The following is a 23,188-nucleotide window of genomic DNA, read 5'->3' as shown; positions in this document are numbered from 1 at the left end:
AGGTCTATTTATTTCTAGGTCTAAACGTGACTGGCGAAACGCCATCGTCAAACTTCGGCTGATCCTGTCCACGCCAAGCATGTCCGTAAACCACTTCAAATGTCGCAGGTAGTTTGCCATCCACACGAAATTGTTCATAATTGGCTTCTAAGTTTTGCAAGAAGCCGCGACCGAGCAAACCACGCGCACGACCATCAGTAGCATTATGTGCGCCTATGCTTTTTAAGTCGCGCATAACGCTTTTAACATCATCGTAAGTAAGCGTGAATCGCTCCACATCTAGCACTGGTGCACTGAAACCTGCGCGCACCATCGCATCACCAATATCATGCATATCAAGAAACCTGCTCACACTGGTCGTGCCATTGTGCCCGCTGGTGGCAACACGCAGCTCTTTGAGTGTATCGGGGCCAAAGGTGCTAAACATCAGCAAACTTTCTGGCTGCAACACACGGTGAAACTCTTGCAGAGCCGCATCTAAATCATTACACCATTGAATCGCCAAGTTTGACCAGACTAAGCCAACACTTGCATTCGCCAAAGGTAGCGACTCAATATCGGCACACAACAAATTCTGTTTAGCGCCGCCGAGCAAGTTTTTCACTTGCCCGATTAAGCCATTATTGGGATTGGTACTGCGGGTTTTTTGCAGCATGGGTAACGCAAAATCCAATGAAATCACTTGCGACTTTACGAAGCGTTTTTGCAAAGCGTGGCTAGCTAAACCTGTGCCACAACCCGCGTCTAATATGGTTTGTGGATTTAATTTAACTAAATCTAAGCGGCTGAGCATTTCTTCGCGCACTTGCTTTTGCAAGATTGCGGCAGCGTCATAAGTATCGGCAGCACGGCCGAATGAAGCGCGCGCGCGCGCTTTATCAATGTGGTAACTATCGGTCAATTTAGCTTCCATATTGTTAAGCGCTTGCAGGTTCTAAGAATTGAACAACGGCATCCACAAACTGCTCTTGGTGCGACAGGAAAGGCGCATGCGAAGCGCCAGAAATCACGCGTAAATAACCCACAGGCAAATTCTGCATCATCCAATGTGCAGCTTGCACAGGCGCGAGCGTATCTCTATCACCATGAATTAACAGTGTTGGCTTTCTGAGACGATCAACTTCTGCACGTAAATCTGTCTCGAGTAAAATACCCAAAGCGCGCTGTAAAGTTTGAGTGGTTGGCGCGGGGCGTTCTTCAAGCTTTCTACGTAGCAATCTTACTGTTAATCTTGCGCTTTTATCACCCATACATTGCAGCGTTAAAAACTGCGTGAGTGTTTTGTGATAATCCGCATCCATACTCACGGCGAAGCTCTCAAACACTTCAGGTGCAATACCTGAAGTCCATTTAGCTTGCGTCATAAACTCTTCTTTATTCACAAAACATGGCGTAGAACCAACCAATACCAATCTGCGAACCGCATCAGGCTGATCTATTGCAATGCGCATGGCGACTTGCCCGCCCCACGACCAGCCAATCACATCGGCATTCGCTGGCAGCATCTCGGCCACTTTTTCTGCAATGATATGCAAGTGGTATGGCTCCGTCGGACGGCTTAGACCCATCCCTGGCAAATCCACAATATGCAGCGTAAATGATTTACTCAAACTTTTTATGATGGGCTGCCACACCGCACCACTCATGCCCCAGCCGTGCAGTAGCACTAGGTTTGGGCCACTGCCTGTGGTTTCCATATAGATGTTCGCGGGAACAATATTCATAGCGCTTGCTCTGCCTGCTGGATGGCTGAAATCAGTTGTTTGATATCATCTAGCGAGTGAGCAGCCGATAACGAAATACGCAATCTAGCTGTACCCACTGGCACTGTGGGTGGACGAATTGCCGGCACTAATATGCCTTGACCTTGCAAATACTCACTTAATGCCAGCGCTTCAAGATTATCACCTACAACTAAAGGTTGTACGGACGTTTCAGATGGCATCAACTGCCATCTTTTACATTGCAGATTTTCTTTAAAATAGCTAATCAAGCTGCGTAAATGCGTACGTAAATCATCACCCTGCTCAATTAAGCTGACCGAGGCTGATAGTGTGGCAGAAAGCGCTGGTGGCGCAGGCGTTGAGTAGACATAGCTTTTGGCAGTTTGAATCAGGTAATCAATCACCACACTTTCACCCGCCACAAAAGAGCCTGCCACACCCGCAGCCTTGCCTAAGGTTGCCATCATAATGATGCGTGGCGACTTTAACTTGAGGTGATTCAACGAGCCTTGACCATGTTCTCCCAACACACCAAAGCCGTGTGCATCATCAATGTATAAATAAGCATCGTACTTTTCGCAAAGTGCTAAATATTCAGCCAATGGCGCAATGTCACCATCCATACTAAATACCGCATCAACGGCAATCAGTTTATGCCGCGCTGTACTGGCTTTAAGTAGGTTTTCAAGCGCCACCACATCGTTATGCGCGAAACGGTTGAACTCGGCTAGCGAATAATAGCCGCCATCATTTAAACACGCATGATTTAATTTATCCGCAAAAATCGCATCTCCGCGCCCTACTAATGCACCTAATGCGCCGATATTCGCCATATAGCCTGCAGAAAATAACAATGCTGCTGGCATATTCACAAACTTGGCCAGCTGCTTCTCCAAGTCATCATGATAACGATGATGACCTGTCACAAGCCCAGAAGCACCACTACCGACACCTGAATCGCCAGCCGCTTTTTGCATCGCGGCGATAAGTGTTGGGTGGTTCGCTAAGCCCAAATAATCATTACTGCAGAATGATAAGTAAGGCTTATTATTCGCAACGATATGCTCTGCCTGCGGAGAGTCGAGCAAACGCCTTTGGCGAAGCAAACCCTCCGCTTTGCGTTTATCTAACGCGAGTTGTAAAGAAGCCAGCATGTTAGACATTCACCCTAGATTTTATTGATGCCTAATTTTTCGAATAACTTCTTGTCGGTCGAAGCTTCAGGATTCGCGGTTGTCAGTAACTTTTCGCCATAGAAAATACTGTTGGCACCGGCTAAAAAGCACATACTTTGTATGCCTTCACTCATGCTTTGACGGCCTGCTGACAAACGCACATAGCTATTCGGCATGGTGATACGAGCCGCGGCAATGGTGCGCACAAACTCAAAAGGATCTAATTCTTCAGTACCATGCAGCGGTGTACCTTCAACTTGCGTAAGTAAATTGATAGGCACACTTTCAGGAGGACGTTCCATATTCGCCAATTGCGCCAACAATCCAGCACGTTGATTACGCGTTTCACCCATACCAATGATGCCACCGCTACATACATGAATATCTTGGCTACGCACGCGATCCAATGTATCTAAACGGTCTTGATAAGTACGCGTGGTAATCACATCGCCGTAAAACTCTGGCGCGGTGTCCAAATTGTGGTTGTAATAATCTAAACCCGCTTCTTTTAACTGCTCAGCTTGACCATCTTTTAACATGCCTAATGTTGCGCAAGTTTCCAAACCCATCGCTTTAACTTCGGCAATCATTTTCAGCACTGGCTCTAAATCGCGCTGTTTAGGACCGCGCCATGCAGCGCCCATACAGAAGCGGCTTGCACCATTGTCTTTCGCTTCCTGCGCGGCGGCAACCACATCCTCAAGCTTCATTAAAGGTTCATTTTCCACTTCAGTATGGTAACGCGCTGCTTGTGGGCAATAGCCGCAATCCTCTGAACAGCCGCCAGTTTTAATCGATAGTAAAGTACTCACCTGAACTGCATTCGGGTTGAAATTCGCACGATGCACGGTTTGCGCTTGATACATTAAATCGCTGAAAGGCAGCTCAAATAATGCGACAATATCCGCTACACTCCAACGATCAACAGTGTTGGTTTCACACGCATGGTTGAGATTGGCTTTTAGACTATCCGTATTAATGACGGCATGTGGTGCAGTTTCTAGCATGTGCTGTTCCTTTTTAGAAGCTTGATTTATAGCGAGATTATACCTTGTCAATGAAAAGTGACGCAAATATTGAACATTAGATTAATATTTAAGCAGTTTCTACATAACAGCGCTTCGACTATGCTGTTTGATCGTTTATTCAAACAGCGCTGCCTACTATGCGCAGCCAATGATGGCGGGAGGCTTGGCTTATGTGATGCCTGCTATAAAGATTTGCCTTGGCACAACGCGCCACAATGCCCGCAATGCGGCCTGTCTTCAAACGGCTTGGTATGTGGCAGTTGCTTAAACTCACCGCCAGATTTTGATGCAACCCACAGCTTGTTGACCTATGACTTTCCCTTAGATGCCATGATGCAACGCTACAAGTACGGTAGTATGCTCAACTTAGGTCACATTTTTGGGGAAATGTTGAGTAATAAAATCAATCCATCCAGCGTAGATTTAGTGATCGCCATGCCTATGCACCCAACGCGCCTCAAAGAACGTGGCTTTAATCAGGCGCTAGAAATCGCCAAAATCATCACAAAGAATAAGCCTGAGAAATTAGATTATCTATCTGTACAACGCCTGAAACTCACGCCTCCACAAGCCAGCCTGCCACTGAAAGAGCGGGTGAGAAATATCAAAGGTGCATTTACAGTCAGCAATCATTTGAACGGCAAGCGCATCGCCATTGTCGATGACGTGATGACAACTGGCGCCAGCCTTAATGAGTTAGCTAAAACATTAAAACAAGCGGGTGCTGCCCATGTAGAATGTTGGGTAGTAGCAAGAACGCTGCCAAAGTAATTAACTTACCGTCATTCCTGTTTCATAGGCATGCCAATTATAGAAAGTGTCATTTCAAATGTTTCACATCGTATTATTTGAGCCGGAAATTCCACCAAATACGGGCAACATCATCAGGCTATGCGCCAACACTGGCGCGGCTTTACACTTAGTAAAACCTTTAGGGTTTAGTCTAGATGACAAACAACTCAAGCGCGCTGGTTTGGATTATCACGAGTATTCAACGATGCAAGTGCATGAAAATTGGGAGGCCTGTAAAGCGTCTCTAACTGGCAAGCGTTTATTCGCAATTACGACCAAAGGCAGCACGCGACATAGTGAGATTCAATTTAAAGCAGAGGATGTGTTTGTATTTGGCCCAGAAACACGCGGCTTGCCTGAAGAAATTCGTGCGGAATTTACAGCCGAGCATAGACTGCGCTTACCCATGCTGCCAGATAGCAGAAGCCTTAATCTATCTAACTCTGCAGCAGTGTTGCTGTATGAGGCTTGGCGGCAAATAGGTTTTGAGGGTGGCGTATAACTTATTTACGCCGTATGCCGCGCAAGGTAAAAAGTAAAATAATCGATGGCAGCCATACCCAAAGAAACTCTGACTTCATCACCGCAAAACCGCGCTCGGTAAAGAAGCGGCTAACACCTATCGGCGAAACGGCAATCGGCCGAAAATCAAAGAATACGCGTTCGTTAGAATAAGGCCAATACAGCGCTACGCCCAAGCCGCCATTGGTGCACATATCTAATAGCGGATGAGATACTGTGGCGAGAAAAACCATTAAACCAATAAGCCACACTTTACTTTTTAATGGGCGGCTAAAACACATTGCTATCAGTGCAACACAAACAGCAAAGGTGATGGAGTGAGCAAATCCTCTATGACCCCATTGTGATGAATACGGAATACCAAATTTAAAGGCTAGCGTGTCAAAGTCTGGCAGTATGGCGCAAAATGCTGAAAAAACTAATAAGCGGCGGCTAATGACTTTACCTAAGCCTAAGCTTGCAGCGATAGGAACGACTGCGTGAGAAAAAATGGACGGCACTAAATTGCCTCTGGTTTTTGCTCACGTCCGAGTAAGTCTGTCACTGCATCTTTTGCACTTTTGCCGTTGGAAAGCGCTTGATTGACTTCGTAAGTAATGGGCATATCAACACCTATCGTACTCGCCCGACGCATCACTTCACGCGCAGTATTCACGCCCTCAGCCACATGACCTAAGCCTTGCAGAATATCCGCTAATGACTTGCCGCTCGCCAATTGCAATCCAACTTCACGGTTTCTTGAATATTGTCCAGTACAGGTTAAAATCAAATCGCCCGCACCTGCTAAACCCATAAATGTTTCAGTGGAAGCGCCAAGTGCTACGCCAAAACGGGTCATTTCAGCTAAGCCACGAGTAATCATTGCAGCACGAGCATTATTACCGAAACCCATACCATCAGAAATACCTGCTGCAATCGCCATGACGTTTTTAACGGCACCGCCTACTGAAACACCAATCACATCTGTGGTGTGATAAACACGCAGGTTCGCACCATGTATCAGCAAAGCCGCTTCATTGGCAAACGCTTCATCATTAGCAGCAAGTGTGACGGCTGTAGGTAATCCACGTACCAATTCCGCAGCAAAACTTGGGCCTGACAGCGCACCCCATTTTTGCTCGCTACCTAACTCTTCTAAGGCGACTTCATAAGGAAGTTTGGCTGATAATGGCTCTAAACCTTTGTGCGCCCAAATAATCGGCAGCTTGCATCCAAGCGCTTTGATATCTTGGAGAATGCCTCTAAAGCCAGCAGTTGGAACAACTGACAATATTAAATCTGCACCCTGCAACGCCGTGGCTAAATCATCCTCCACAAGCAACTGGTCGTTAAATTTAAAATCACCCAAATAAAGCGGATTGGCACGCGCTTTGCGCATACCTGAAACATGGCCGGCATTTCGTGCCCAAAGTGAAACTTGGTGGCGCTGGCTAATGTTCATGGCTAGCGCCGTTCCCCAAGCACCTGCTCCCAAAACTGCAATTTTAGCCATTTATTCGAAACCCCAGGTTGATGATATTAAAATGTATCCAGCAACCCCATCACGATGCTTGATTTTAAGCCAGCCATTACTCAGTTTGGCATCTACGACCTCAAGCACTACATCTTTTTCTACCGTAGCCACTAAGTTTGAGGTGGCATCAGCAGACTGTCTAATTTCAGCTTTACTTGCAGTGACCATTACCGTGCGTTTATTTGATAGCTGCTTTGCTTCTACCCAGTTAAGTGCACCTTGTGCATCGCGTACTTTAAGCCAATCGCCTAAATTGACGATAACTTCAACAGGGTAGTTTTGGCTTAACAACAGAACTTTTTTTGCGGCATTGGATGGCGCATCATAAAGCACAGCTTTAGAAACTGCGACTGAACGAAAATCTAGCGCTGATGCCGTTGCGGGCAAGAGCGCTAGAATAGATAAAACAATCAGTAGGTGTTTGCTGCTTTTAATCATAGAAAATATCATAGAGTAAAGCAGCGTTTTAACTATTGTTTAGTTGCAGATTGAGCCGCTTCAGCTTGTTGCTGTTTTTGCTGCGCGAACAATGCTTCAAAATTGATTGGGTTTAACAATACTGGTTGGAAACCAGCACGTACCACTAAATCAGAAACTGCTTCGCGTGCATACGGGAACAAGATATTTGGGCAAGTGATGCCTGCAATCATCTCGATATTTTCTTCTGGTACATTGCGAATTTGGAAAATACCCGCTTGTGTTACTTCAACCAAAAACACAGTTTTATCTTCGATTTTTGAAGTTACTGTGACTTTAATTGCTACTTCAAACACGCCTTCTTCAAGTACTTGCGCGAAATTACCCAGCTCAATGCTCACTTGTGGTTGCGTGCGATCAGTAAAGATTTGTGGTGCATTTGGAATTTCTAGTGACGCATCTTTTACGTAGATTTTTTCGATGCTGAAGCCTGGTTGAGCTTGTTCTTGTGCTGCGTTATCTTCTTGAGCCATGATTTTCTTTAGTTTCTAATTAAATAAAAGGTTAAATAAGTGATTACATAAAAGTGATATTTTAACAGAGTTTAGACAATAGTTTTTACAACGCCAACAGCGGGTCTAATCCGCCCGCCAAATCTAGCGCGCGCAAATCATCAAAGCCACCGATATGACGATCATCAATATAAATCTGCGGCACAGTTCGGCGGCCTGTTTTCTGCATCATTTCATTACGCAATTCAGGTTGTAAATCAATGCGCACTTTATTGATATCAGTCACACCTTTGCTAGTTAACAAGCGCTCTGCATTGATGCAATACGGGCATACCGCCGTAGAATACATAGTGACTTTAGCCATATTAGCTTACCTCATTTGCTGCATCATCGTTTGCGGCTTTTTTATTGCTCGCAGCCTTACTGGCAGTCGATTTCTTCGAAGCCGCTTTAGTCACAATAGGCAACTTAGCTTCAAGCCAAGCCGACAAACCACCTTGCAAGTTATTCACCTGCGTAAATTCGGCTTTACGTAGGATGTCACATGCTTTGGCCGCGCGCATGCCTTTTTGGCAGTTAACCAAAACAGCTTTATTTTGATATTTTTTCAGCTCACCAATTCTAGCTTCCAAATCAGCAAGCGGAATATTCGTTGCATCTGCAATATGCCCACTAGTAAATTCCGCCTCATCGCGCACATCCAATACAAAAGCATTGGAACGATTAATCAGCGTCACCGCTTCTGCAGGACTTAAATTAGGTACACCGCCTGCGCCTTTTTTGAATGATGGCAATAACAACATAATGCCTGAGCCTATCGCCAGACCAATTAACAAGATATTACTTTTAAAAAATTCCACGTACTTCCTCTCAATGATTGACCCTCAGAACATGGGGCTACTGATCGCCAAATTCAACGCCATTGGCGCACTAAATTAGCAGACGAACTTTTACTCACAGTTATAGAGTAATTTTACGTGTAAATGCGCTAAAATAGTGACATTACATGCACATTATTCAAACAAATATTTAGGTTTAATATTTATGTCAGCCCCACAAAACATCACCCCAGTATGCTTGCTCATTTTAGATGGTTTTGGCTATCGTGAAGAAGCTTCAGATAACGCCATTGTGCAAGCCAATAAACCCAATTGGGACAGTTTATGGAAGCACTTTCCACACACTTTAATTGACGCTTCTGAGCATTATGTAGGCTTGCCAGACGGACAAATGGGCAACTCTGAAGTTGGGCATCTGAACATTGGTGCGGGTCGCGTAGTATTTCAGGATTTTGAGCGTATCAACAATAGCATCGCCAGTGGTGAGTTTTTTAATCATCCTGAATTATCTGCTGCATTAAAAAACATCAAACAAAATGATAAGGCACTACATATATTTGGGCTACTTTCTGATGGCGGTGTTCACAGCCATCAAGACCATATTCATGCCATGATAGAAATGGCATCAAAACAAGGTTTAAGCAAAGTCTATATTCACGCCTTTTTAGATGGCAGAGATACGCCGCCAATAAGTGCTGCCCCTTTTATAGAGGCTTTAGAAAACAAATGCACTGCGATTGGCGTAGGTAAAATTGCCTCTATCAGCGGCCGTTTTTACGGCATGGATAGAGACAAACGTTGGCCTCGCGTGGAAGCCGCTTATCAATTATTTACTGAAGGTGTTGGTGAATTTACAGCAGAGTCAGCGATGGCTGGTTTAAATGACGCCTACGCACGCGGTGAAAATGATGAGTTTGTCAAAACGACTGCTATTCATAAAGCTGGTGAAAAACCTGTGCATCTAGAAGATGGCGACTTGGTGGTTTTCATGAACTTTCGTTCTGACCGCGCACGTCAATTAACGCATGCATTACTAGCCGAACACTTTGATGGTTTCCACCGACGTCACGTGCCTAAGTTAGCCGGCTATTTTACGTTAACCATGTATGACAAAAGTGAAACCAAAGCGACGGTTATTTTTCCACCAGTGGATGTCAATAATACCTTTGGTGAGTACATCTCAAATCTAGGTTTAACGCAATTACGCATTGCCGAAACTGAAAAATACCCGCATGTGACTTTCTTTTTTAACGGCGGCGAGGAAAAAGTATTCGCTGGTGAAGACCGTATTTTAGTGCCCTCCCCAAAAGTAGAAACCTACGATTTGCTGCCAGAAATGAGCGCATTTGAGGTCACAGAAAAACTTGAAGAAGCGATTTTAAGCAAAAAATACAATGCCATTATTTGCAACTATGCCAACGGCGATATGGTGGGACATTCAGGCAATTTAGCTGCAGCCATCAAAGCGATTGAGACTTTAGACACGTGCATCGGGCGCGTGGTAAATGCGATGCAAAGCATAGGCGGCGAAGTGATTATTACGGCTGACCACGGCAATGCAGAAACCATGTTTGATGTTGAAAATAACCAACCGCACACGCAACATACGCTCAACAAAGTGCCGCTAATTTATATTGGACGCAACGCTACGCTTTCTGCCAATGGCGCATTATCAGACCTTGCACCAACCCTACTCACCATGATGGGCGTTGCTCAGCCTAGTGAAATGACAGGTAAAAACATCATCACTTTTACTGCTTAAGATGAAGTACAAGCATTTTAAAACTACGTTAGCTTGCACTTCACTTTTCGTGTTGATGCTAGCTTGCGTACCTTATGCAAATGCGAGTAAAAAAGAGCAGTCAAAACAAAATTTGAGTGATGTGCAGCAACGCTTGGAAGCGCTAAAAAAGGAATTAGACAACTCGCAAGAAGCGCATAAAGATGCGGCCGATGCACTGAAAGAAAGTGAGTTGGCGATTAGCGAGGCCAACAAAAAGCTGTTTGAAATTAACCAAAAGCAGCAACAAAATAAAAAGACGCTCTCTCAATTAAAATCAGACTCTATCAGTACCAATCAAGCGCTAACACAGCAACAAAACTTGTTAAGTTCGCAGCTGTACCAGCAATATATACACGGCCAGCAAAGCTATCTACAGATGATTTTGCAAAGCGAGAACCCCAGCGACATCGCGCGTGATGTGCAATATTTCTCATACGTTGCCAAAGCCCGTGCTTCGCTTATCAGCAAGATGCAAGGCAACTTAAATAAAATCAGCAAACTCAATGATGCAACAGCATCTGCGTTAAAAGAAGTCGCCGACCTGAAGCAAAAACAAGTCGATGAGAAGCGTGCTTTAGAAAATCAAAAGCAGGCTAAATCTAAAGTGGTCAACAACTTATCGCAACAAATTGCGGCTCAACGCACTGAAATTAAAAAATTAACGCGTGATGAGAAACGGCTTTCTGAATTAGTTGAGCGATTAGCCAAAATTATTCCGCCAACGCCCAAGAAAGCTCGCCCTAAGCGTGAGCCTACTGCAACCACGAATACGGCAGAAACCCCTACAAACAACAAGCCGCCTAAAGAAGTGCTAGCCAACAACACAGAGCCTAGCCAAGAATTTTCTGGCACAAGCTTTGCGGCCCTGAGAGGCAAGCTGCGCCTGCCTGTGCGAGGCGATGTGATGAATCGCTTTGGTTCAAGCCGCGAAGATAGTGGTATTTCATGGAAAGGCTTATTCATTAAAGCCAATGAAGGTGCAGAAGTGAAGTCTGTCGCCACTGGCCGAGTCGTATTTGCCGACTGGTTGCGTGGCTTTGGTAACCTGATTATCTTAGACCATGGTGATGGCTATATGAGTTTATACGGTAACAATCAAGCAGTATTAAAACAAGTTGGGGACAGTGTAAGGGCTGGTGATGTGATTGCTTCAGTTGGCAATAGCGGTGGCAATCAAACAAACGGACTTTATTATGAACTGCGTAGTCAGAGCCGTCCATTTGACCCACTCAGTTGGAGTCGAGTGAATTAGTAAATCATAAAATAAAAGTCATAAAAAAGTCTAATAAAAAAGCACGCCTCAGCGTGCTTTTTTATTGAATAGCGATATTGCTCTATTTAGAACTTACTACTTAGCTGCTGGCGCTTCTGCAGCTGGTGCTGGTGCTGCTGCAGTTGCAGCTGCGTCTACCGCTGCTGCATCAAGCGTGATACCTGGAACGCGTTCTTCAGCTGTTGGCTCATAGCCGCCAGGACCTGATGATGCTTCAGCAGCTGGTGCTACTGGAGCAGGTGCTTCAACTGCTGGGTTTGTTACCGGTGCTGGTGCTTCAACTGGTGCAGCAGCTTTTTCGCCACAAGCAACTAATAATAAACTTGTTACACTAACTACCAATAAAGAACGTAAAAGTGCTGACATCGTAATTTCCTTTTTTATAATTTCAAAAATCAATAATCCTTGAACAAAACAAGCTTCAAGGATTTAAATAGCCTGCTGAATTCGCAAGCAATCATTCTAACTTAAGTTTAATGCTTTGTAATTAAATGCTTAACTACAAAGCATATAAAGTTATTTATGCTGGGATTCGTAAAGATTGGCCTGGGTAGATTTTATCAGGACTGCTTAACATCGGTTTATTCGCTTCAAAGATTTTCATATAATCATTAGCATTACCGTATTGCACTTTAGCAATATGCGACAGCGTATCACCACTCACAACTGTATAAAATACTGGCTCACTAGCTGCTTCAACTACACCAAGCTGATCTTGCACATTTTCTACACCAGCTACATTACCGCAGCAAAGTAAGATCTTTTCTTTGTCTTCCTGCGTTGCCGCCATACCTTGCACGATGACCGTGGCTGATGCGCCGTCAAAACCAATGTTCAAATCTTGCGCAGTTAAATTCATTTTTGCCACATAAGCTGCAATGGCATCCGCTGCCGCTTTATTTGCAGCGTCTACATTGACTGGTGTTGGATCTGCTTTTGCGACGACTTCGGCAGCTTTTGCATCACCAATACCTAATAATTTTTCACCTGCATTTTTGATAAATGAAAACATGCCCATTTCGCTTCTCCTGAATATTAAGTGACACCTATTTAAGTGGCATATAGTAAAAATAAATCAACTTAACAATCTATAGCCTAATATACGCGTGGTCAACGTTAGCGCGATGAATTCACACTTCTTTACAATTACATTAAGCTTATTTAATGAGATGCTTAAGCAAGGCCTATTTGCGCCCTAACCGCAGCACCTTTTGCATAGGCTTCAACCTCATAAGGATTCTGTCGATAACCCTTACGCGCTGCCCATAAATATTTAAATATAGTCATACCAGACAAATATTGCTCAACATGAGTAAGCTCATGCGCCAACAGCTCAACGCCTTGCGGCGTACCGAATTGATAAGCATGCTCGCGAAAATAAATACGATGCCCTAACACCACCGCACACATGCTTTTGCTTAGCCAAAAAGGCGTGTGGCCTTCAATAATTCGCACTTTTTGCAAGGTGCTAAACTGGAAATAAGGTTGATATAACTGAGATTCAGCCAAGCTTAACGGTCGCCCCTGTTGCAACATCAACCTTACTCGCCAATCAAATGTAAAATCACTCTTCGTGCACTTGCTACATGCCGATGCTCATACAAAAAAATGCCTTGCCATTGACCTAATGCGGCTTTGCCGTCAATAAGCGGTATAGACAAGCTGGTTTGCGTGAGTGCTGTACGCACATGGGCGGGCATGTCGTCTGGCCCCTCAACCGTATGAATAAATAACGGATCACCATCAGGTACCAAGCGCTTAAAGAATGCTTCCATATCAACGAGTACATCATGATCATAATTCTCATTAATCAAAAGGCTCGCAGAGGTATGTTGAATATAAACCGTGATAAGCCCTGTTGTTAAACCCAGCGAGTTCGCCCAGCCCAAGACTTGCGGCGTAATATCATAAAGCTGACGACCGTGGGATTTAACTTGAATTGTTTGTGTATGCTGTTGCATCTACAGGCTCTAAATAAAATAATAGATAACATACATTTTAGTGAAAATAAAAATAAATGATAGCCAAATAAAAACACCCACTAGTGACAGTGGGTGTGAGTAGCTTAGCGCCTATCAAGCCAATATTAATGTTGAAACAATAGGCTAATTGTTGTTTATCTTAAACAGAACCCAAGTGCAGTTGGTTGGTAGTAATGCCCGCCACTCGCGGAGTACGCCGTGCCGCTTGCATAGCCAATCAGTGCGCGGTCTGAACTGGTCAGTTGAACAACATAACCACACTTGGTCATACCCGCCGTTTCCAAACGCCAAGTGCCAGTTTCACCTGTGGATGTGCTGATAGATGGCGTTTTAGTTAACACTCCACCTGGGCTACCAAGTACCGCAAGAGACACTCCACCAAAGAAATCATCTGCAGTGGTATAGCTTCCAGTAACGGCATCACCTACTTTAATGTCAGAACAAGATCCTTGATCCATGGCAATGCTGGCAGTTGGCGCTACGTTATCTACGCGTACTTTAATCACATCAGATAAGTAGGATATGGCGGGATTCAGTGAATCAATTACCTCTATCTGCAACCAGCGGTAAGGGTTAGCATCGCCAACCGTGTGCAAAACACCCAAAATATCGAGATTAACAAAAGTTTGCACAGGTGCAACCAAATCCTCCTGATACTCTACATAGCCGCCTGCCGATGGCGTCTGATTCACTGATGGAGGGAACGTCCAAATACCGCCATTTGACTGCTCAAGCCTCAGTTGGAATGCATTAGCGACTGGTTTAAAGATGACGCCATCCGTGCTGTAGTTCAAACGATATTTAAGCTTTGCCGCGCCACTACTTGCGTCGGGTGCATTGCCGATATGGCCGCTAATCCAAAGGCTATTAGCAAATGGGGCATCACTGAATGCAGCATTGGTCAGCGTACCAGTCGCCGAGTTAATCTCAGCAACACTTTGCCCACAAACTGCAGTAATTATAGGTGCAGGCTTATCGCCTTGTTGAACGACACCAGGTGTTAACATGATTGTGGTATTTTCAGCGTTGCCCCAAACTGGCTTGTAGTCTGGCGTGTTTGCTGGGGGCGGTGAACTCCAAGATAAGATAGCACGCATTTTTGCGTACACTGGGCCTTGCTTACATGGCTTTCTATGCTTGCTCAGATCTACAGGTAAAAATACCGCATAATTAAAACCATCTTTTGGCAGCGTGCTGATGTCATGTACTTGTACCGAAGTGAGACCCATGTCTTGCCAGCCTGACCCAAAATCCAAGTAGAAACGTACATACTCCCGGCTGCCTGGCGTGCATAAATTGCCAGAATAGCCCTGCGGTTTTTTAACTTTCAGCACACCTACCAACTGGTCTAACGTCGCTTTCGGTTGCAGACCGATGCAATTGAGCTCTTCAAAATCAATATTACCGTCAGTATTAGCGATCTGCTCAATGACTTTTGATAAATCAAATTTATACTCCCCCAACAAATGCTTGGGTAATACCTGCAGCGCGCTTAATTTTGATGGGTGCGCCATGATTTCCTGCACTAAAGGGTAGGCGAAACGATGCGGGGCTAATTGTGCCTCGTTATAACTTCTTTCCAATGCTGCATAATTAACAGGCAAATGCGTCGTTGGGATTTTTAGCTCAACATCAACGAGCTCGCTCACTTCTTTTAATATTGATGCGTCAATTAAATCTTTAAGTACTAGACTTTGAGCAGGTTGAGCCAGAACGTGTGCATTGACAACATTACCCCACACTGGTGTGTAGTTAGGCGTATTGGCAGGTGGCGCAACATTCCACGACAAAATAGCGCGCGCCAATAGTTGATTAGGTTTTTTACATGAGTGCTTTTTAATATCAACAGGCATCTCAACAGCATACTCCAACCGACCCTCATGCTTAACATCATGCACATTGAGGCTAGTGACACCTTGGTCAATCCAAGTCACCCCATCATCAAATGATAGGTAAAACCTCACATACTCTTGCGAGCCCGCTGAACAAAGCTGGCCAGAGTAACCGCTGTCTTGATTAATATAAACGACCGCTTTTAGTAAATTAAATTGCGGCTGAAGACCTAGGCAGCCTAAATTTTCATAGTGTGTATTTCCTTGTATTTGTTGAATAGGCTGTAAAAAATCGGCGCCTGATAAATTACCGAAATAATTAGGATTTCCTACGATTAGTTTAGGAAAATTACTCCGCAACTTGCTGATTTCTGCAGATACTATTTGTCTCTTAAATGTTTGCTGTTCCATAATGCCTCATCCTCAGTAATGTATAGTTGAATATTTTTGAAGTATTCAGATTACTAAACCGAGATATGAAACACCATACTGCAATTGCATACATTTTCAATGTAAGCAGATGCATTTTCAGTGAATTAATGTTGCTTGGATGGCACGTCTAACCAACCGTTTTCTTCGGCTGTTTTAAGTGCAGCATAACGACAATTAACGTTCATAAGTGCCATTGCACGTTGAAACTCAGTGCGAACAGTTGCAGGGGATTTATTTAAATGCGCAGCTAACACCTTGGATTCGGTAGTTTTGAATTTTTGGCAAGCTTTCATCAAATTAGAGAGTGCTGGTGTCAATGGATTGTCATGCATAATAGGCCTCTTTCAATTAGGTTGATGCAAGAGTATCAAAAAATTTCAACACTTACATTCCCCAATTTGGGATGTATATAAAGGCAAATTTGCATTTACAAATCGGATACTCAGAAAATCTAGGATATTTTTTGAGTTATTTTTGAAAAAATCATTTTCTAAAGAAAAGCTCTATTGAACCTACCAACAACCTAGTGGAAAACCAAAACTGGCACCAAACCTAGAGCGATGACCGAATCGTGATCCAAATGCCCCGTAGCCATAAGGATGCCCATAATAGCCGTAGCCACAGAATGGGTCATACATGCGTTGTTGTCTTTCTAGCAGTTGCTGCTGTTTAAGCTTATCCAACTCTGCACGCTTAGCTTTTTCACGCTGATTGATTTCTTCCGCAACATTATTCTTGAGCGCAAGCTCTCGACTGGTGTGAATGTAATCCAGCACTTTGTTATCAACGCCCTGCTTATTCAAGTCAACAATCTGACTTGGCGTTAAATCATATGAAGAGTTGCTAATGCGAATTTTTTCTATGAGCGCATCGGCCGTCATGCCACTTTTTGTCAAGCTCACCAAATCATCTAAACTTAAGGTTGCGACTGGTTTAGGCATAATTCTAGCGAGCTCTTCTTCAGAGATTCTGTCGATTTTTTGCGAACCAGCACCTGAGTATTGGTTATTACTTGCACAAGCAATCAATGCCAAGCAACTGACCAAAACAAATATTGGTTTGTAGTTTAAGATAAGCTTAGTCATCATGAACTCCTTCGCGTCATATACGGCGCTTTGCATTAATGGCTTTTAAAGCTGGTGAAGGTGCTGTAATTTGAGCGTCATAAGCATGCGTTTTAAACGGATAACGTGCTTGCACTTTTTTCACATACAACCTAGTTTCAGCAAAGGGTGGAATGCCTTTATACTTATTCACAGCACCCTCACCGGCGTTATAGGCTGCTACAGTCAGTGCAACATCACCTTTAAAATATGCTAATAACCAGCGTAAATAAGCAACGCCACCTTTAATATTTTGTGAGGCGTTATAGGCATTTTTTACATTGAACCGCTCAGCGGTATCAGGTATCAACTGCATCAAACCCTGTGCCTCTTTATTCGACGTAGCCACATTCTCGAAGTTCGATTCCACTGAAATTATCGATAGCACCAACTTTTCATCGACTTTGTACCATTTAGAAATCGTATTCACCAAGCGCAGCACCCAGCGTTTGTTTTTTGGCAAGTTTGCAATGTATTGATCAATCTCTGGCGTTTCTTTAACTAACGTAACGCCAGATAGTCCTTTTTCTGGCGCAACGTCATCGAGAACACAGGGCGGCGTTGCAGAGGTTTTAATCTCTATCGTTTCGAGCATTTTCTGCGCTTCGTAATGTCCGTGAGTGGAAGCGATTCCAAATAAATTAGCTGCATAATCACGGTTTTCTGGCACGCCGCGCCCAAATGCATAAAGCATCCCTAACCTGTAGACCGCCTCTGCGCTGCCGTAGCGAGCTGCTTTGCAGTACATATCAGCGGCCTTCCAAGCACCATCGGGATCATCTTCGTCGCCGACCAGTACATTGGCGCGCATCAATAAATCTTTGATAACTGGCGGCTCGTTGTCAAAAGCTTCTAACTCTTGCGCGCTAAATTCGGCATGTGCAAAGCCTGCTGTCATTAAACAAACAGCAAGCATTGCACTAAGAAAACTAGGTTTCAGCCGTTCTTTTAACAAATACAGCCCTTAACTTTTGACTCATCAAACCGCGGATTTTGAGAATACAATCTTACCTGCTTTAACGTCTACCTTAATAGTATCTTTAGCTGCAAAATTACCGGATAGTATTTCGCGAGAGAGTGGATTTTCAATCTCAGACTGAATTGCACGTTTAAGCGGACGTGCACCGTAGACTGGATCAAAACCGGCATTGGCAATTTCGGTGATTGCTGCATCAGTAAGCTCCAACTGCATATCCATTGCTGCTAAACGTTTTGCCAAGTATTGCAACTGTATCTCCGCAATCGCTTTAATATTATCTTCACCCAATGCATGGAAAACGACCACTTCATCGATACGGTTGACGAACTCAGGCCTGAAGTGCGCTTTCACTTCGCCCATCACCGCAAGTTTCACCACTTGGTAATCTTGGTCTGCCATGCTTTGTATCATCTGACTGCCTAAGTTAGACGTCATGATAATCACCGTGTTTTTAAAGTCTACAGTGCGGCCTTGCCCATCGGTTAATCGTCCATCATCCAACACTTGCAGTAAAACATTAAACACATCAGGATGCGCTTTTTCAACCTCATCCAACAGAATCACACTATACGGTTTGCGACGCACAGCCTCAGTCAGCGTGCCACCTTCTTCATAACCTACATAGCCAGGAGGCGCACCTATCATGCGTGCAACAGAGTGTTTCTCCATAAACTCACTCATGTCGATACGAATTAAATGGTCTTCCGAATCAAACAAAAAGCCCGCCAAGGCTTTGCAAAGCTCAGTTTTACCAACGCCTGTCGGTCCTAAGAATAAGAAGCTTCCGTAAGGACGATTAGGGTCACCTAAGCCAGAGCGTGAGCGACGAATCGCGTCTGACACTAATCGCACAGCCTCATCTTGCCCCACTACACGCTCATGTAGTTTGGTTTCCATAGTTAATAATTTACCGCGCTCACCTTGCATCATTTTAGAAACAGGTATGCCCGTCGCACGACTCACCACTTCGGCGATTTCATCTGCGCCCACTTCGGTACGCAACATTTTGTGCTTAGTTTGAGTTGAAGTCGCTTCTGAGTTAGAGGCTTGTTTTAACTGAGCCTCAAGCGCGGGTAATTTTCCATATTGCAACTCGGAAACTTTTTGCCATTCACCTTTGCGCGTGGCTTCTTCCATCTCAAATTTGATTTTTTCAATCTCTTCTTTAATATGCGCAGAGCCTTGCACTTGGGCTTTTTCAGCTTTCCAGATATCTTCTAAATCCGCATATTCTTTTTCTAAGCGCCCAAACTCTTCTTCAATCAAATTAAAGCGTTTTTTACTACCTTCGTCTTTTTCACGACGTACCGCCTCACGTTCGATTTTCAACTGAATCATGCGACGCTCAAGCTTATCCATCACCTCTGGCTTGGAGTCGATTTCCATTTTGATGCGAGAAGCCGCTTCATCAATCAAGTCGATGGCTTTATCGGGAAGGAACCTATCAGTAATGTAACGATGACTCAATTCAGCCGCCGCTACAATTGCAGGATCGGTAATCTCCACACCGTGATGCAACTCATATTTTTCTTGCAAGCCACGTAAAATGGCAATAGTGGCTTCTACCGTAGGTTCATCTACTAAAACTTTTTGGAAACGACGTTCTAGCGCTGCATCTTTTTCAATATATTTACGATATTCGTCCAATGTAGTAGCACCCACGCAATGCAACTCACCACGTGCCAAAGCAGGTTTTAACATATTGCCAGCATCCATCGCGCCTTCTGCTTTACCCGCACCAACCATGGTATGAATTTCATCGATAAAGACAATCGTCTGGCCTTCATCTTGCGCCAGTTCTTTTAACACTGATTTCAAACGCTCTTCAAAATCACCTCGATATTTAGCACCCGCCAACAAAGCTGCCATATCTAATGACAACACTTTTTTGCCTTTGAGCGAATCAGGCACTTCACCATTGACGATACGTTGCGCCAAACCTTCTACAATCGCGGTTTTACCCACGCCAGGCTCACCAATCAACACAGGGTTATTTTTTGTACGGCGCCCAAGAATTTGAATCGTACGACGAATCTCATCATCACGACCAATCACTGGGTCTAGTTTGCCCATTCTGGCGCGCTCAGTTAAATCCAGTGTATATTTCTTAAGGGCTTCGCGATTGGATTCCGCATCAGATTCATTCACTTGCTCACCACCACGCACTTCATTAATCGCTTGATCTAATGCAGATTTCGACAAGCCATTCGCTTTAAGTAGCTTACCTGCTTCACCTTTATCGTCGCATAAAGCCAGTAAAAACATCTCACTTGCGATAAAACTATCACCACGTTTAAGCGATAGTTTATCGGTCACATTCAGCAAGTTATTCAGGTCGCGGGATATCGCCACCTCACCAGAACTATCAGATGACTTTGCTAAATTACTTATAGCCGCAGTGAGTGCCGTTTTAAGCGGCGCCAAATGCACACCTGCATGCGCCAGCAACGAAGAAGTACCGCCATCTTCTTGCATCACTAACGCAGAAAGTAGGTGTAAGGCCTCTATGGTTGGGCTATCATTAGCGACTGCTAAGCTTTGTGCATCGTTAAGTGCTTGTTGAAATTTTGTAGTTAGTTTATCAAAACGCATGTTTAACTCCATTTCAGTTGATATACATCTAACGTGGGGCTTAGTAGCTGATTTACAATATGTAATCAGGTTTACGGCTAGCTAAATTTCTTAAACTTCTTGATGAAAAAGTAATCCTACTTCATTAAGTCGAATTTTAATTTTATTTAGCACTTCGTCATATTGTTTGGAGTAACTTTGCTAACTAGCACTTCTACCACTGAGATTTTTGCCACCGAGCCAAACTCACCCAATCCATCTTGGGTGATTTTAGATACTCAAGATCAATGGCAAGCTTTTAGCCAGCCTGCGGGGAACGACCCTACTCATTCACTTGTAGAGTCTAGCTTACTGCTAGATGGCTTACGCTGCGCGGCTTGTTCTGGCACTATAGAACGTGGTTTGAGCACATTGCCAGGGATTGTCAGCGCGCGAGTGAGTATGTCAAAAAAACGTGCTTCTGTGATTTGGTCACCCGCATTAACCAAGCCTTCAACTATACTCGGCGCCATTCAAGCCATGGGTTATAGCGCGAACCCTGCTTCACATAATGAAAACCAGCTAAATACCACTAAAAAAAGTCGTGCTGCATTTTGGCGTTGGTTAGTCGCAGGCTTTTGCATGATGCAAGTGATGATGTATGCCAGCCCAAGCTACTTTACCAAACCTGGTGACATCACACCTGACATTGCCATCTTACTTAATTGGGCATCATGGATATTGAGCCTGCCAGTATTATTATTCTCCAGCAGTACATTTTTTGCTAATGCATTCCGCGATTTAAAACACAGACAAATCAGCATGGATTTACCTGTAGCATTGGGTATAGCCATCACCTTTATAGTAAGCTCTGCAGCAACTTTCGCGCCTCATGGCTGGTGGGGAGACAAAATCTATTTCGACTCACTGACTATGTTTGTGTTCTTTTTGCTTTCGGCCAGACTCATAGAAGTGAAACTACACAGCAAAACATTAGGTTCAATGGAAGCTTTAGTCAGCCGCATTCCAGAAAACATCGAGCGCCAAAACCTAGATGGCTCATATACTCGCGTGTTAAACAGCCAACTTAAAGTCGGCGATATTGCGCGCGTGCATATAGGCGAAGCATTTCCTGCCGATGGCAAACTCGTATTAGGTGACACCCGCGTAGATGAGTCGCTACTCACAGGAGAGTCAACGCCTATACAAAAGAATCTGCATGATAAGGTTGTAGCGGGTAGTTACAACTTAGGTCAAACCGTGAATATCGTGCTGGAAGCTATAGGCGAATCCACACAATACGGGCAGATTGTTAACTTAATCAATCAAGCGGCGATTGAAAAACCAAGGTTATCTCAATTAGCGGATCGTGTTGCAAGACCATTTTTGTTTTTTGTTATTCTAAGCGCAGCAGTTGCGGCCGCTTTGTTATGGCATACAGATCCAGCCCGTGCATTAATGACTGCCGCGGCGGTATTAATTGTCACCTGCCCTTGCGCATTGTCATTAGCCACACCTGCCGCTATGTTAGCCAGCGCCAGTGCATTTGTTAAACGCGGCATTCTTATTAGGCGTCTGCAAGCGATAGAAAGTATTGCGAATATCGATACGGTTATTTTTGATAAAACTGGCACGCTGACTGAAGATCACATCGAGGTGCAATCAATCACTTATAAACAAGGGCTGACCGAAAACGACGCTCTAGCTTTGGCCGCAGCAGTGGCGCAACACTCTATGCACCCTGTTTCACGTGCTTTAGTCAGTGCAAATCAGCAAAACTCTGATCAATCATCGATAACGCTCACTAATATTCAAGAAGTAGTTGGTGCAGGCATTAGCGCCACCTTACAAGCTAATACGGCTCATGCAGATTTAATCAATTCGCACTTAAAGTTAGGCTCTGCCAAGTTTTGCGGAGTAGTGGAGCCAAGCGAACGCTCTCAACAAGTATTTCTTACTGATGCAAATGGCTGGCTAGCAACATTTAGTTTACATGAAGCGGTTAAACACAATGCAGCACTAGCCATTCAGCAATTAAAGGATGCTAATTTAAGCGTAGAGCTTTTATCTGGTGACCAAGCGCATACTGTAGTGAATACCGCTAAGGAAATTGGGATTACGCAATTTCAAGCGGCATGTAGTCCGCAAGACAAACTATCTCGACTGCACGCTCTAAAACAGCAAGGCAAAAATATACTCATGGTAGGTGACGGCTTAAATGATGGTCCAATTTTAGCCAGCGCCCATGTGTCTATTGCCATGGGCAAAGGCGTACCGCTGACGCTTGCCCATGCGGACTACGTTTTGCTAAACGGTGACATTAGTCAAATTCCACAACTGATTCGTCATGCACGAAAAACCATGACCATTATCAAACAAAATATTGCCTGGGCTATTGTTTACAATGTAGTGTGTATTCCACTCGCATTTTTTGGCGTATTATCCGCTTGGTTAGCGGGTTTGGGCATGGCTGTGAGTTCTATCATCGTTGTTCTAAACGCGCTGCGATTAACTACCTTTTCGGAAACTAAGGCTAAATAATGGATATCCTGTTTATACTCGTACCGCTTTCAGTTGTGATGGGGTTAGTGGTACTTGGCGGCCTTTGGTGGGCAGTTTATCGCGGCCAATTTGAAGACATTGAAGAAGAAGGCAGACGTATTTTTGAAGAAGATAAAGAATAGTCAGACCAATAAACTTCAATTGAGATACCTTAATTAAAATCCGTTCGG

Annotated in this window: 25 protein-coding genes; 6 read left to right on the top strand and 19 right to left on the bottom strand. The window is 44.2% G+C overall.

The window, feature by feature from the left end; all coding sequences use genetic code 11:
- Positions 1 to 4: 4 nt before the first annotated feature.
- From bioC to bioB, 4 genes are read right to left on the bottom strand one after another with little or no spacing between them, the layout of a single operon-like run.
- Positions 5 to 913, bottom strand: coding sequence for a malonyl-ACP O-methyltransferase BioC (bioC, locus tag M301_RS02995; RefSeq protein ID WP_013147282.1), 909 nt, complete (start codon positions 911 to 913; stop codon positions 5 to 7).
- A gap of 4 nt (positions 914 to 917) precedes the next feature.
- Positions 918 to 1,724, bottom strand: coding sequence for a pimeloyl-ACP methyl ester esterase BioH (bioH, locus tag M301_RS02990; protein ID WP_013147281.1), 807 nt, complete (start codon positions 1,722 to 1,724; stop codon positions 918 to 920).
- On the bottom strand, positions 1,721 to 2,878 hold the full coding sequence (gene bioF / locus M301_RS02985) for an 8-amino-7-oxononanoate synthase (protein ID WP_013147280.1): 1,158 nt from the start codon (positions 2,876 to 2,878) through the stop codon (positions 1,721 to 1,723). Before bioF ends, bioH begins: the two co-directional genes overlap by 4 nt.
- Positions 2,879 to 2,892: 14 nt before the next feature.
- Positions 2,893 to 3,906 (bottom strand): biotin synthase BioB, encoded by a 1,014-nt coding sequence (bioB, locus tag M301_RS02980; protein ID WP_013147279.1) that lies wholly within the window; start codon positions 3,904 to 3,906, stop codon positions 2,893 to 2,895.
- A gap of 69 nt (positions 3,907 to 3,975) precedes the next feature.
- Here bioB and M301_RS02975 point away from each other — a divergent pair, with 69 nt between their 5' ends.
- On the top strand, positions 3,976 to 4,698 hold the full coding sequence (locus M301_RS02975; protein WP_238524659.1) for a ComF family protein: 723 nt from the start codon (positions 3,976 to 3,978) through the stop codon (positions 4,696 to 4,698).
- 58 nt (positions 4,699 to 4,756) lie between these two features.
- Entirely contained in the window at positions 4,757 to 5,221 is a 465-nt protein-coding gene (trmL, locus tag M301_RS02970; protein WP_013147277.1) for a tRNA (uridine(34)/cytosine(34)/5-carboxymethylaminomethyluridine(34)-2'-O)-methyltransferase TrmL, read from the top strand.
- 1 nt (position 5,222) lies between these two features.
- Here trmL and M301_RS02965 read toward each other — a convergent pair whose 3' ends face one another.
- The 6 genes from M301_RS02965 to M301_RS02940 all read right to left on the bottom strand — a co-directional run bounded on the left by M301_RS02965 (position 5,223) and on the right by M301_RS02940 (position 8,543).
- On the bottom strand, positions 5,223 to 5,741 hold the full coding sequence (locus tag M301_RS02965) for a metal-dependent hydrolase (protein WP_013147276.1): 519 nt from the start codon (positions 5,739 to 5,741) through the stop codon (positions 5,223 to 5,225).
- Positions 5,741 to 6,733 carry an NAD(P)H-dependent glycerol-3-phosphate dehydrogenase gene (locus M301_RS02960; protein WP_013147275.1) on the bottom strand — a complete coding sequence of 331 codons (993 nt, stop codon included), beginning with the start codon at positions 6,731 to 6,733 and terminating at the stop codon, positions 5,741 to 5,743. The genes M301_RS02965 and M301_RS02960 overlap by 1 nt, the downstream gene beginning before the upstream one ends.
- Entirely contained in the window at positions 6,734 to 7,192 is a 459-nt protein-coding gene (locus M301_RS02955; protein ID WP_041359339.1) for an SH3 domain-containing protein, read from the bottom strand. It abuts the gene before it with no gap.
- A 32-nt stretch (positions 7,193 to 7,224) separates the two neighbouring features.
- Entirely contained in the window at positions 7,225 to 7,704 is a 480-nt protein-coding gene (gene secB / locus M301_RS02950) for a protein-export chaperone SecB (protein WP_013147273.1), read from the bottom strand.
- An 85-nt stretch (positions 7,705 to 7,789) separates the two neighbouring features.
- Positions 7,790 to 8,047 (bottom strand): glutaredoxin 3, encoded by a 258-nt coding sequence (gene grxC, locus M301_RS02945; protein WP_013147272.1) that lies wholly within the window; start codon positions 8,045 to 8,047, stop codon positions 7,790 to 7,792.
- A gap of 1 nt (position 8,048) precedes the next feature.
- Positions 8,049 to 8,543, bottom strand: coding sequence for a rhodanese-like domain-containing protein (locus M301_RS02940; RefSeq protein ID WP_013147271.1), 495 nt, complete (start codon positions 8,541 to 8,543; stop codon positions 8,049 to 8,051).
- 184 nt (positions 8,544 to 8,727) lie between these two features.
- On the opposite strand from M301_RS02940, the gene gpmI reads away from it, so the two are divergent.
- Positions 8,728 to 10,284, top strand: coding sequence for a 2,3-bisphosphoglycerate-independent phosphoglycerate mutase (gpmI, locus tag M301_RS02935; protein ID WP_013147270.1), 1,557 nt, complete (start codon positions 8,728 to 8,730; stop codon positions 10,282 to 10,284).
- 1 nt (position 10,285) lies between these two features.
- The gene (locus tag M301_RS02930; protein WP_013147269.1) at positions 10,286 to 11,557 is read left to right on the top strand and encodes a murein hydrolase activator EnvC family protein; all 1,272 of its coding nucleotides are present in this window, start codon (positions 10,286 to 10,288) and stop codon (positions 11,555 to 11,557) included.
- Positions 11,558 to 11,653: 96 nt separating this feature from the next.
- Here the strand turns inward: M301_RS02930 and M301_RS02925 are convergent, their stop codons facing one another.
- The 9 genes from M301_RS02925 to clpB form a co-directional block, all read right to left on the bottom strand.
- Positions 11,654 to 11,944, bottom strand: a complete 291-nt coding sequence (locus M301_RS02925) for a hypothetical protein (protein ID WP_013147268.1) — start codon at positions 11,942 to 11,944, stop codon at positions 11,654 to 11,656.
- Positions 11,945 to 12,098: 154 nt separating this feature from the next.
- A complete protein-coding gene (lysM, locus tag M301_RS02920; protein ID WP_013147267.1) occupies positions 12,099 to 12,596 on the bottom strand; it encodes a peptidoglycan-binding protein LysM in 498 nt (165 codons plus the stop codon).
- 155 nt (positions 12,597 to 12,751) lie between these two features.
- On the bottom strand, positions 12,752 to 13,114 hold the full coding sequence (locus M301_RS02915; RefSeq protein ID WP_013147266.1) for an eCIS core domain-containing protein: 363 nt from the start codon (positions 13,112 to 13,114) through the stop codon (positions 12,752 to 12,754).
- A gap of 5 nt (positions 13,115 to 13,119) precedes the next feature.
- Positions 13,120 to 13,539 (bottom strand): secondary thiamine-phosphate synthase enzyme YjbQ, encoded by a 420-nt coding sequence (locus M301_RS02910; RefSeq protein ID WP_013147265.1) that lies wholly within the window; start codon positions 13,537 to 13,539, stop codon positions 13,120 to 13,122.
- 155 nt (positions 13,540 to 13,694) lie between these two features.
- The gene (locus M301_RS02905) at positions 13,695 to 15,803 is read right to left on the bottom strand and encodes a hypothetical protein (RefSeq protein ID WP_013147264.1); all 2,109 of its coding nucleotides are present in this window, start codon (positions 15,801 to 15,803) and stop codon (positions 13,695 to 13,697) included.
- A 125-nt stretch (positions 15,804 to 15,928) separates the two neighbouring features.
- Positions 15,929 to 16,156 (bottom strand): helix-turn-helix domain-containing protein, encoded by a 228-nt coding sequence (locus tag M301_RS02900; RefSeq protein WP_013147263.1) that lies wholly within the window; start codon positions 16,154 to 16,156, stop codon positions 15,929 to 15,931.
- A gap of 180 nt (positions 16,157 to 16,336) precedes the next feature.
- Positions 16,337 to 16,912, bottom strand: a complete 576-nt coding sequence (locus M301_RS02895) for a hypothetical protein (protein ID WP_238524658.1) — start codon at positions 16,910 to 16,912, stop codon at positions 16,337 to 16,339.
- 13 nt (positions 16,913 to 16,925) lie between these two features.
- Positions 16,926 to 17,882, bottom strand: a complete 957-nt coding sequence (locus M301_RS02890; RefSeq protein WP_013147261.1) for a lytic transglycosylase domain-containing protein — start codon at positions 17,880 to 17,882, stop codon at positions 16,926 to 16,928.
- A gap of 24 nt (positions 17,883 to 17,906) precedes the next feature.
- The gene (gene clpB / locus M301_RS02885) at positions 17,907 to 20,498 is read right to left on the bottom strand and encodes an ATP-dependent chaperone ClpB (protein ID WP_013147260.1); all 2,592 of its coding nucleotides are present in this window, start codon (positions 20,496 to 20,498) and stop codon (positions 17,907 to 17,909) included.
- 177 nt (positions 20,499 to 20,675) lie between these two features.
- Between clpB and M301_RS02880 the strand changes: the two genes are divergently transcribed.
- Positions 20,676 to 22,997: a heavy metal translocating P-type ATPase gene (locus tag M301_RS02880; protein ID WP_013147259.1), complete on the top strand. Its 2,322-nt coding sequence runs from the start codon at positions 20,676 to 20,678 to the stop codon at positions 22,995 to 22,997.
- Entirely contained in the window at positions 22,997 to 23,140 is a 144-nt protein-coding gene (ccoS, locus tag M301_RS02875; protein WP_013147258.1) for a cbb3-type cytochrome oxidase assembly protein CcoS, read from the top strand. The genes M301_RS02880 and ccoS overlap by 1 nt, the downstream gene beginning before the upstream one ends.
- Positions 23,141 to 23,188 lie beyond the last annotated feature (48 nt).

Source organism: Methylotenera versatilis 301, from assembly GCF_000093025.1.
Lineage (GTDB): Bacteria > Pseudomonadota > Gammaproteobacteria > Burkholderiales > Methylophilaceae > Methylotenera > Methylotenera versatilis.
This window is presented reverse-complemented; position numbering and strand designations above follow the sequence as displayed.